Source organism: Streptomyces hygroscopicus subsp. hygroscopicus, from assembly GCF_001553455.1.
Classification (GTDB): Bacteria; Actinomycetota; Actinomycetes; order Streptomycetales; family Streptomycetaceae; genus Streptomyces; species Streptomyces hygroscopicus.
Window position 1 is genome coordinate 47580 of record NZ_BBOX01000156.1, and the last position, 10529, is coordinate 58108.

The window sequence follows — 10529 nt, forward strand, 5'->3', positions numbered from 1 at the left end:
GGCACACCACTCACCCCCCGCGTGAGTTCCTACGTCGCCTGTCAACCGCGGAACACCCCCTCGTGTCCGCGCATCGGCACGGCCCGCCCCGCAACCGCGCCGCTCCACGGGTTCAGTCGGCCGTCGACAGCAGGCCCAGCTCGACCGCCCGCACCCCCGCCTGGAACCGCGAACTGGCCCCCAACGCCCGCATGATCTCCGCGACATGGCGCCGGTAGGTGCGCAACGACACCTCGACCTCACGTGCCGCCACGTCGTCGGTGTAGCCCTTGCAGAGCCGCTCCAGGATGCGCCGGGCGGACTCGGTCCGCAGCCGCTCGCTGATCCAGCGGTGCTCCGCCAGACGCACCGCGCCCGACCACGCACCGGCGAACAGCAGGTCCAGGGCCCGGACGGACGCCGTGTCCTCGATGACCGACACCACATCGCCTCCGCCGCGCTCCACGGAGGACCGGACCATGGCCACGCTGCCGTCCACGATCAGCGTCTCCATCACCGCGTCGACCACCTTGACCTGCGCGTTCACCCCGCCTTCCACGGCGGCCCGGGTCGCCGGATCGGCGAGCGCGCCGGGGGTGCACAGCAGCCGCACCGGAATGCGCTCATGGCCCGGCCCGTTCAGCCGGCGCAGCGCCGACACCATGACCTCGGCCCGGTCGCCGCCGGCCGGGAGCGCGATGCTGATGCCGTGCCGGGCCCGGTCGACGAGCGCCGCCACGGCGTTCGCGACGGCCGCGTCATTCCCCTTCATCGTCACCACGGCGTGCCGGGCCACGGTGCGGCGGTGCAGATTCACCGTCGATTCGATCAATTTACGAGCCTGGAGCAGTGCCTGCACCACACCGTCAGGGCCCGGTTCGGGGCCACCGGCTCCCGAAGCCGCGCTTACCGCCGCCGGTTCCCCCGCCCGCAAGGAAACAGGCGCCATCGCCAAACCTGCCACGCTTTACCCCCGTTATGACACAACGATCACCAGCGGATCTCGGACCGGTGGGCCCGGGATGCGGCTGGGAGGTTGAAGTGAATGGCCATCCCCCTGAATGGCCAGGTATGCCCCGCCGTAATGGTTGAAAGGCGGAACACTTCAATCGTCGATGCGCGGCCGACCATAGTTCCCCCTCCTACGCCAGTCAACGCGCCCGAGTCGGCAGGTAAAGAGCGGGCCCGCCTCCCCCTTATCGCCCCCCTTGGCCCCGCCGCGCGCACCCGGCGAAGTTGTCAGCTAGCTGTAGTACAACCCCGGGGCTCACCCTCCCCCGCCGCCGCGATCATCACTGTACGCATCGGCCCGGAGGCTTTCAGCGAGCGTCCCGGGTTGTTTCTGTCCTGTTACTGCCAGCCAACATAAGGAATCGGAGAATGACCCCGCCGAGCCACGAACCAGCGGGTCATACCACTCCATATCCACGCGACGGCCATTCACATGAGGAGTTCCTCATTCCTGGGTGACCGCCGCCACAGGCCGGACCGAAGTGGCGATTGCGGCACACGTCAGGCCGCCGCGCAGACGCCCTTCATGCTGTCGATCAGCGCGAGCACCGCGCGTGCGGACGGAAGAATCATGCGGCCTTCCCTGGTGAGCTGGGCACCGGTGGAGTCGCGGGTGAAAAGTTTGGTGCCCAGCATCTGCTCCAGGCACTTGATCTGGTAACTGATGGCCGGTTGTGAATAGCCGAGCGCCTTGGCCGCTTGGTCCATACGCCCTATCTCGGCGATGGAAACGAAAGCGCGGAACTCCCGCTCATGCATTTTGCCCCCTGTCCGGCGGCCACCATCCGATGGCCGTCGAGAACCCGCCGCCAAGAAGGCACGGGTTATCCGATCCGTCGAGACCATATCAACGTACTCAATCTCGGAAGGCAACATCCGGTGCAGGAAGCTGCAATGCGACGCGCCGCGAACACTTCACAAGAGCGGAACATGCTGCAACACCGGAGGTGAAGAACCCGGCCCCGGTGAAAGTTCATCCGGCGTTCACCGCACACCCCGCGAGCCGCCCGGACCGCCCGCACGGAACCCTCCTGGGAGGGGACGCCGGGAACGACGGAACCATCCCGGGAGGGGACACCGGGAACGACGGACCTTCCCGGGAGGGACGCCAGGAACGGGGACGCCGGGAACGACGGGAACGAGAAGGGGAGCGGCGCCGGCGGCGGGCAGCCCTCAGGGGCGGTCCAGGCGGAGCCGCTCGGCCCGCGGCAGACCCGCGACCACCAGGTCGTAGGAGTCCTCGACCAGCTCCCGCACCAGCCGGTCCGGAAGGCCGCCGTCCACCGCCACCGTGTTCCAGTGCCGCTTGTTCATGTGCCACCCCGGCACGATCAGCCCCGCGTACGCGCTCCGGAGGCGGACCGCGTGCTCCGGGGCGCACTTCAGATTCACCGTGAGCGGACGCGCGTCCAGGGTCGTCAAGGCGAAGATCTTGCCGACCACCTTGAAGGCCGAGATCTCCGGATGCCGGGAGAACGGGAACTCCTCCACGGTCGAGTTGAAGGAGAGGCAGAAGGACCGCAGCCGCTCGGGGGTCACTGGCGGATTCTCCTCGCGCCGATGTCGGGCCGGTGTCGGGCCGATGCCGGATCAAAGTGCGGTCGGTCCGCGCCCCGCCCGGTCCGGCCGCGCCGGGTGTCGTGCGGCGCCGCCCTCCGGGGCCCTCCGGGCCCTCCCGCGCGCCGCCCCGGACGGCAAACTGCCCCGGACGGCAGACCGCCCGGGGCGCTTCCCGTCTTCCACGTCAGAGCCGACTGTCGGGTTCGAACCGACGGCCTTCGCTTGACAAGTTCGTCACGCCCGCGGGGTGATCAAGCCATTGCTGCCTCGCCCTGGCCTGCATCGTGCGCGGGCAGGTCTCACGATACAGCGAAGTCCACACCTGTTGCCGTCAACGACCGCCGTCGCAGCAGGCGTCAACGGTGTCGAGTGACGCACTTTTGCCCATCTGGTCGGCGTCGCCCTTGACAACATAGACCTCCCAGGGCTCCTTACCGGGGCCGTGCACCCAGACCTTGTCCTGGAGGGCGTAGCAGCAAGAGGTGTCGTTCTCCTCGAACGTGGCGAGCCCTGCGTCCTTCAGGCGGTCGGTGGCCGCGCCGACCTGGTCGCTGGAGTCGACCTCGACGCCGAGGTGATCCAGCCGGGTCTCCCGCCCCGCCTCGCCCTCGACCAGGACGAGCTTCAGCGGCGGCTCGTTGATCGCGAAGTTGGCGTATCCAGGGCGGCGCTTGGCGGGCTCGACCCCGAAGAGCTTGGAGTAAAACGCCACCGAAGCGTCGAGGTCGGGCACGTTCAAAGCGAGCTGCACACGCGACATAACAGTCTCCCATCTGCTTGCATCGACACTCTTCGATGCAAGATTGCGCCTTGGATCGAAAAACGTCAACATAGAAGCATGCCGAAACAAGAGCTTGCGGTGCTCGGCCAGGACGGCGTTGACGGCTGCTGTCCGGGACTGCTGACCGCTCCCCTGGACGAGGCACAGTCCGTCGAGCTGGCGAAGGTGTTCAAGGCGCTGGGTGATCCTGTTCGGCTGCGGCTGCTGTCGATGATCGCTTCCCGGGCCGGGGGCGAGGTGTGCGTATGCGACCTGACCCCCGCCTTCGACCTGTCCCAGCCGACGATCTCCCATCACCTGAAACTCTTGCGGCAGGCCGGTCTGATCGACTGCGAGCGTCGTGGGACCTGGGTCTACTACTGGCTGCTGCCGGAGATGACCGACCGGCTTGCCGGAATCCTCACCCGCCCCGCCGGAAAGCCTCTGCCCGAGCCTGCCGGGACGGCGGGGAACGCTTGATGGCCGCCGAGACCACGACGGCCCCGGCCGCCCCGGTTGCCGCGCGCCTGTCGTTCGTGGACCGCTACCTCGCGGTGTGGATCCTGCTGGCGATGGCCGCCGGCCTCGGCTTGGGGCGGCTCGTTCCGGGCCTGGGTGGCGCCCTGGCGAAGGTGACCGTCACCGGCGTCTCCCTGCCCATCGCGCTGGGCCTGCTGGTGATGATGTATCCGGTGCTGGCCAAGGTGCGCTATGACCGCCTCGACACGGTCACCCGGGACCGGCGTCTGCTGGTCCCCTCGCTGGTGCTGAACTGGGTCCTGGGCCCGGCGGTCATGTTCGCGCTCGCCTGGCTGCTCCTGCCGGACCTGCCGGACTACCGAACGGGCCTGATCATCGTCGGGCTGGCCCGATGTATCGCCATGGTCATCATCTGGAACGACCTGGCCTGCGGCGACCGCGAAGCCGCCGCCGTCCTCGTCGCGCTGAACTCCGTCTTCCAGGTGATCGCCTTCTCCGCGCTCGGCTGGTTCTACCTCAGCGCGCTGCCCGGCTGGCTCGGCCTGGAACAGACCGGTCTCGACATCAGCGTGTGGGAGATCGCCCGCAGTGTGCTGATCTTCCTCGGCATCCCCCTGGTGGCCGGGTTCCTCACCCGGCGCCTCGGCGAGAAGGCCAAGGGCCGGGACTGGTACGAGACGAGGCTCATCCCGCGTATCGGCCCGTTCGCGCTGTACGGGTTGCTGTTCACGATCGTTGTCCTGTTCGCCCTCCAGGGCGAGGCGATCACCTCACAGCCGATGGACGTGGCGCGGATCGCGGTGCCGCTGCTGGTGTACTTCGGTGTGATGTGGGCCGGGTCCATGGCACTGGGCAGGACCATGGGCCTGGACTATCCGCGCTCCACGACGCTGGCGTTCACCGCTGCGGGCAACAACTTCGAACTCGCCATCGCGGTCGCCATCGCCACGTTCGGCGCCTCGTCCGGGCAGGCCCTGGCCGGAGTCGTCGGCCCACTCATCGAGGTCCCGGTCCTGATCGGTCTCGTCTACGTGGCCTTGGCCGCCCGTCGCTACTTCCCTCAGCCCACCGCCATGGCCGCCGAGCACTCGCCCGCCCAGGAAGGTTCCGCAGGTGTCTGACTCCCGGAAGCCATCCGTGCTGTTCGTCTGCGTCCACAACGCGGGGCGCTCCCAGATGGCCGCCGCCTTCCTCACCGACCTCGCGGGCGACCGTGTCGAAGTCCGCTCCGCCGGTTCGACACCGGCCGAGCACGTCAACCCCGCCGTGGTGGAAGCGATGGCGGAAGTCGGCATCGACATCGCGGCGGAGATGCCAAAGGTGCTGACCGCTGAAGCCGTGCAAGCGTCGGACGTGGTCATCACCATGGGCTGCGGCGACACCTGCCCGTACTTCTCCGGCAAGACCTACTTGGACTGGCAGCTCGACGATCCGGCCGGGCAGGGCGTCGCGGCGGTACGCCCGATCCGCGACGAGATCCGGGCCCGCGTACACAACCTCGTCGAGGAACTCGTACTCAGAGGCCGCGGGTGACCCTTCGCACCGAGACGAACCGCATCACCGGCCTGAGACGGTTGAGCACGCCGAATCCACCAGGGCCCGGCCAGCTGGTGCCTGGGACGTCTCGTCGCTCCACAGCGCCTCAGAAACGGCGGCTCAGCACCGGTGGTTCCGCCTCAGCTGTACCGGTCGCATGGGGACGCGCGTTCTGCTCGGCCTGCCCTGCTCCTCATGATCCGAGCTGTGGCTTTCGATGTCGGTGCCAGCACGCCGCGGCTCGGCGCCAGCCACTGCGCCACCTGCTTGGGATCGACGCAGTACAGGGCGGCGAACTCCTGGTGCCCGACCAGGTACGGCTTACGGCGAGCCATGCCCCATCCTTCGCTCGGCGCTCACGCGTGACGACGGAAGAGTCGCCGTGGCGTCGCACGCCGCGCTTGGTCACCCGTCTGAGTTGTCTCAGCACGTTGGTTTACGCAGTCCCACTTTCCTGCCGCATGCTCGATCGCGGTTCCCTGGCACCAATCTCATGAGATGGCACACCAAACCCTTGGTACCAACGCCTCGGTCTTCCAAGAGGCCCGAAGGCCCTGTCGCGAGACGGGGCCTTCTCTCATTTCTGCTGGGCAATCTCTCGACCGCGATACCAGGACAGTCAGTTGCGCACAGCTTCGAAGATGGCGAGCCCCACGGCGGTGACGCCGGCGAGAACGGCCAGGGCCGGAAGCGGACCACGCATCGATCACGAACTGGCGCAGGCCCATATCCACTCCAAGGTCGACCCGCGCCCTGAGCAACCTTGGAGGACATCTCATCTGGCGAGTCTGCGGTAGCAGATGAGGGTGCAGGTGGCGATGTTGGTCGCACCCGCTCAGCCGGCCGAAGTGTTCTGTGTCGCCTCGCGTACTTCGGTGAGGGCTCGCTGCCTGAGGTTGCCGCCGAACAACTGCATCGTGGTGGCGGCGAGGATGTCATCCCTGCCGATGGTCCGCCGGTCCCCCCTGCGGGTGGACGGGGCCCGGAGGGAATCCTTGAGGAACGGGGATGGGGTCGGTTCGCCCGGCATCACTGGGGTGACCGTACCGAAACGTTTGACCCCGCCCTCGCGGACGACCATGGCCGCGTCCCGGGCGAGGTCCGTCAGGAACACGCTCGCGATTCCGTCCAGGTCGCGGACCATTGCTGGGACGGCCGTCGCCCCCTGGTTCCGCAGCAACTTCTTGACCCCGGCCTCGAACCTGTGGGCGCCGACCACAGCACTCGGTTTGCGCGACCCGCTGCGCTTACGAGAAGGCACGATGACACCCTCGGCGTCGTACAGGACACCGGTCAGGCCTTGAAACGTCGGGCTGTGGTCGTACCACTTCGTCCCCACCTCGAGTTCGACGTTCCGGTCGATCGCCGAGAGAAGGTCCCCGGGAATCAGCTTCTTCCGGGCCTCCGCCGCTGCCGCTCTCCTCGCGCCGTTGATGATCTCCGTCAGCACTGTCCGCGTCACCGACGCGGCGGCCCACGCGGCCGACCGAGAGACGTGCATCGAGGTCACGTCCCTGAACACCGCTTTGACGAGAGAAGGCTTGAACGGCGAGACATCCATGACCGAGACGGTCTCGGGACCGCTGCGCTCAGAACGTGCGGGCTGTGTGGCCATCGGAAGAAACGCTCCCTGCTGTCGGAGTTATCAGAGGCCCACACTTCACCACGCAGACCCGCTCTCTTCCCCCATCCTCCGTCGAAGCGGCACCCGGTCCAGGGCCTGACGGGCACATCCCGACGGCCGGGTCGATGATGAGCCACCCAACAGCGAGAGCGGAGCACGCACCGTGGAGCCGGACTGGAGGCAGGTTCAGCTTCTTGATCAGCCGGTCGAATGCCTGCGGCAGGTGCTCGGGGTGGTGGGCACGTCCGTCCTGCCAGGTGAAGACCAGGCCGGTGTCCTTCAGGGCTCTTTCGGCGCCTTGCGGCTCGGCTCGTCGGGCTGGGTTTTGCGGTGCTGCTGCCATAGTTCGTAGGCGTTGTTCCATTCCCCTGGCTTGCTGGCGCTGCTGCCACAGCTGGCACTGCGCTGCCACGCTCTCCCTGGCCGCAGGCATCCACATGAAGAAGATCCAAGCTCTCCTCGGCCACAGCAGCTACTCCCTCACCGCCGCCATCTACACCTCGGTGTTGCCACAGTTCGAGAAGGCCGAGGCCGAAGCTCCGGTCGCCCTGGTACCGCGAGCCGCAAAACCGCGGCAGCCACCTTCTGCCCCCGAGACCGCCAGCGATGGCCCCGAAGAACCCGAGGTTCCCAGCGATGAGGCCGGGCAGACGGCTGACTGACAGCCTGTTCCCACCGCGTTCCCATCCGACGCGAGAAGGCCCTCCGTGATCTTCACGGAGGGCCTTCGTTACGCCAGCGCAGGGCCTGACCTGGTGTTTCGCAGAGCCGACTGTCGGGTTCGAACCGACGACCTTCGCTTTACAAGAGCGGCGCTCTACCAGCTGAGCTAAGTCGGCGTCCCTTGCAGTGTACCCATCCCCGGGACGTGCTCCGTTCGAAAATTCAGGGGTCCCACCTAGAGACACGGCGGCCTTGGCCGGTATAGCGTCACGCCAATCCACCTCCGGTGGACTAGACCCCTGCCTTTACTCGGATCGTCCGGCACGTTCCTGCCGGTGAAGGGACAGATCACCATGGCCACGGTCACGTACGACAAGGCGACCCGGTTGTACCCGGGCACCGAGAAGCCCGCTGTCGACCAGCTCGACATCGCCATCGAGGACGGCGAGTTCCTCGTCCTCGTCGGCCCCTCCGGCTGCGGGAAGTCGACCTCCCTGCGGATGCTCGCGGGGCTCGAGGACGTCAACGGCGGAGCGATCCGGATCGGGGACCGGGACGTCACCCACCTGCCCCCGAAGGACCGGGACATCGCCATGGTGTTCCAGAACTACGCGCTGTACCCGCATATGACCGTCGCCCAGAACATGGGCTTCGCGCTCAAGATCGCCGGTGTGAACAAGACCGAGATCCGGCAGAAGGTCGAGGACGCGGCGAAGATCCTGGACCTCACCGAGTACCTGGAGCGCAAGCCGAAGGCGCTGTCCGGTGGCCAGCGGCAGCGTGTGGCGATGGGGCGCGCGATCGTCCGGGAGCCGCAGGTGTTCCTCATGGACGAGCCGCTGTCCAACCTGGACGCCAAGCTGCGGGTGCAGACCCGTACGCAGATCGCCAGCCTCCAGCGCCGGCTCGGCATCACCACGGTGTACGTCACCCACGACCAGGTCGAGGCCATGACCATGGGCGACCGGGTGGCGGTGCTCAAGGACGGGCTGCTGCAGCAGGTCGACTCGCCGCGCAACATGTACGACCGCCCCGCCAACCTCTTCGTCGCGGGCTTCATCGGCTCGCCCGCGATGAACCTCGTCGAGGTGCCGATCACCGACGGCGGTGTGAAGTTCGGCAACAGCGTCGTCCCGGTCTCGCGTGAGGCGCTGAGCGCCGCGGCGGACAAGGGCGACCGCACGGTCACCGTGGGCGTCCGGCCCGAGCACTTCGAGGTGGTCGAGGCGAACGGCGGAGCGACGAAGACGCTGTCCAAGGCGGCCGACGACGCCCCGGCGGGTCTCGCGATCACCGTCAACGTCGTCGAGGAGACGGGCGCGGACGGCTACATCTTCGGTTCGGCCGACGTCGGCGGCGAGACCAAGGACCTGGTGATCCGGGTCGACAGCCGCCAGGTGCCGGAGAAGGGCGCCCAGCTGCACGTGGTGCCGCGGCCGGGTGAGACCCACGTCTTCTCCACCTCCAGCGGGGAGCGGCTCAGCGACTGAGCCGACCGCCCTGTCGGGCAGTCGTTCCGACGGCGCCGTCCGCCCGCTTCCCGCGGCCGGACGGCGCCGTCGCGTGGGGCGGGTGCGGGGGGTGCAGGGTGCGAGGGTACGCGGTGCGGGGGTACGCAATGCGGGGCACGGATGCGGGCCGGAGGGCTCGCGCGGGCGCGGGCGGGAGCATCCGCCCGGGTGCGGACGCGAGAGCCTGCGCGGGCACGGGCGCGAGGGCCTGGTACGGGGTGCGGGGCACGGATGCGGACTGGAGGGCTCGCGCGGGCCCGGGCGGGAGGACCCGCCCGGGTACGGGCGCGAGGGCCTGCCCCGGGTACCGGCGCGAGGACCTGCCCTAGGCACGGAAGCCTGCCCAGGCGTGCGCGGGCGCGAGAGCCTGCCCCAGGACACGGGCGCGAGGCCTGCCCCAGGCGCGGGCTGCACGGGCACGGGCGCCTCCCGGACGCGGGCTCAAGAGCCAGCCCAGACGCGGGCTGCGCAGACTCGGGCGCAAGGACCTGCCCAGGCAAAGGCCTGCGCGGGCACGGCGTGCACGGGTACGGGCGCGAGGGGCTGCGTGGGTGCGGGCGTGAGGGCACGGGTGCGGCCTGGAGGGCCTGCCCAGGCGGAGCCTGCGCGAGCACGGGCTCAAGGGCCTGCCCAGGCGCGGCGAGCGCGGGCACGAGACCTGCCCCAGGCGCGGGCGTGACTCGCGGTGCGCGGAGCGCGCCCTGCGGCGATGCTGCGTTGTCGATAAATTCCCCGACATTTCGAGCATTTCACCTCGAGGCGTCAACCCACCGATCGCCAAGAGCGGTTTTCCGTCACCTACCTTGGTGACTGAATGTCGCCAAATCGTCGCTCCTCGCTACGATCACCGCGTACCGCAGTCCCGTACCACCCACCCGCGAGGAACTACCCCGTGAACACCGCAGCCCGCCGCATCGGCAGAACGCTCGCCCTCGTCCTCCCCGTCGTGCTCGTCCTCTCCGGCACCCTCGCGGTCACCCGCGTGCCCTGGGCCTCGCCGACCGCCGAGTCGCAGATCCTCACCGCCTCCTCCGACCGGGCGTCCACCCGTGCCGCCCACCGGGCTCCGCACGAGCTGCTGCGCGACCGGCTGCTCGCCGAACTCCAGGAGAAGGACCCCGCCGTGGCGCTCACCCACCTCCAGGTCGCGACGGCGGAACGGCCCTCCCTCGCCAAGCACTGCGCCTCCATCGCCCGTGCGCTCGGCCGCGCCGCGGTCGCCAAGTACGGTGGCGTGAGCCGCGCCCAGGCGTACGCGCGGCCCGTCTGCGACACTTCGTTCGCCGCCGGGATCACCCAGGCGTACCGCTGACCGCGCCGCCCGCACCACCGAGGGCGCGCGGCTCCCGCCGCCCCTCCCCCCGCCCTTCTCCCCCGGGCTCCTCCCGCCCCCGCTCCCACCGTT

General features: G+C 68.8%; 11 protein-coding genes and 1 tRNA gene. 6 read left to right on the top strand and 6 right to left on the bottom strand.

What is annotated here, in order from left to right; translation table 11 throughout:
• Positions 1-112: 112 nt before the first annotated feature.
• From AXW62_RS17765 to AXW62_RS17780, 4 genes are all read right to left on the bottom strand, one after another.
• Positions 113-841, bottom strand: a complete 729-nt coding sequence (locus tag AXW62_RS17765; RefSeq protein ID WP_169808144.1) for a helix-turn-helix domain-containing protein — start codon at positions 839-841, stop codon at positions 113-115.
• Positions 842-1491: 650 nt separating this feature from the next.
• Positions 1492-1749 (bottom strand): LysR family transcriptional regulator, encoded by a 258-nt coding sequence (locus AXW62_RS17770; protein WP_014061570.1) that lies wholly within the window; start codon positions 1747-1749, stop codon positions 1492-1494.
• A 414-nt stretch (positions 1750-2163) separates the two neighbouring features.
• Positions 2164-2529: an MmcQ/YjbR family DNA-binding protein gene (locus AXW62_RS17775; RefSeq protein ID WP_060945389.1), complete on the bottom strand. Its 366-nt coding sequence runs from the start codon at positions 2527-2529 to the stop codon at positions 2164-2166.
• Between the two features lie 352 nt (positions 2530-2881).
• Positions 2882-3310 (bottom strand): ArsI/CadI family heavy metal resistance metalloenzyme, encoded by a 429-nt coding sequence (locus tag AXW62_RS17780; protein WP_060945390.1) that lies wholly within the window; start codon positions 3308-3310, stop codon positions 2882-2884.
• 78 nt (positions 3311-3388) lie between these two features.
• Between AXW62_RS17780 and AXW62_RS17785 the strand changes: the two genes are divergently transcribed.
• The 3 genes from AXW62_RS17785 to AXW62_RS17795 are packed head-to-tail and all read left to right on the top strand — an operon-like array spanning position 3389 to position 5323.
• Positions 3389-3790 (top strand): ArsR/SmtB family transcription factor, encoded by a 402-nt coding sequence (locus AXW62_RS17785; RefSeq protein ID WP_060945391.1) that lies wholly within the window; start codon positions 3389-3391, stop codon positions 3788-3790.
• Positions 3790-4911 (top strand): ACR3 family arsenite efflux transporter, encoded by a 1122-nt coding sequence (gene arsB, locus AXW62_RS17790; RefSeq protein ID WP_060945392.1) that lies wholly within the window; start codon positions 3790-3792, stop codon positions 4909-4911. The genes AXW62_RS17785 and arsB overlap by 1 nt, the downstream gene beginning before the upstream one ends.
• Positions 4904-5323: an arsenate reductase ArsC gene (locus AXW62_RS17795; protein WP_060945393.1), complete on the top strand. Its 420-nt coding sequence runs from the start codon at positions 4904-4906 to the stop codon at positions 5321-5323. The genes arsB and AXW62_RS17795 overlap by 8 nt, the downstream gene beginning before the upstream one ends.
• A gap of 838 nt (positions 5324-6161) precedes the next feature.
• On the opposite strand, the gene AXW62_RS17800 is transcribed toward AXW62_RS17795, so the two are convergent.
• Positions 6162-6941, bottom strand: a complete 780-nt coding sequence (locus AXW62_RS17800; protein ID WP_060945394.1) for a hypothetical protein — start codon at positions 6939-6941, stop codon at positions 6162-6164.
• Positions 6942-7387: 446 nt separating this feature from the next.
• Here AXW62_RS17800 and AXW62_RS43985 point away from each other — a divergent pair, with 446 nt between their 5' ends.
• The gene (locus AXW62_RS43985; RefSeq protein ID WP_143712806.1) at positions 7388-7612 is read left to right on the top strand and encodes a hypothetical protein; all 225 of its coding nucleotides are present in this window, start codon (positions 7388-7390) and stop codon (positions 7610-7612) included.
• A gap of 104 nt (positions 7613-7716) precedes the next feature.
• Here AXW62_RS43985 and AXW62_RS17805 read toward each other — a convergent pair.
• A tRNA-Thr gene (locus AXW62_RS17805) sits at positions 7717-7789 on the bottom strand.
• Positions 7790-7966: 177 nt separating this feature from the next.
• On the opposite strand from AXW62_RS17805, the gene AXW62_RS17810 reads away from it, so the two are divergent.
• Together AXW62_RS17810 and AXW62_RS17815 are read left to right on the top strand one after the other, a co-directional pair.
• Positions 7967-9103: an ABC transporter ATP-binding protein gene (locus tag AXW62_RS17810; RefSeq protein ID WP_060945402.1), complete on the top strand. Its 1137-nt coding sequence runs from the start codon at positions 7967-7969 to the stop codon at positions 9101-9103.
• A 913-nt stretch (positions 9104-10016) separates the two neighbouring features.
• Positions 10017-10436 carry a hypothetical protein gene (locus tag AXW62_RS17815; RefSeq protein WP_060945395.1) on the top strand — a complete coding sequence of 140 codons (420 nt, stop codon included), beginning with the start codon at positions 10017-10019 and terminating at the stop codon, positions 10434-10436.
• Positions 10437-10529: the final 93 nt, after the last annotated feature.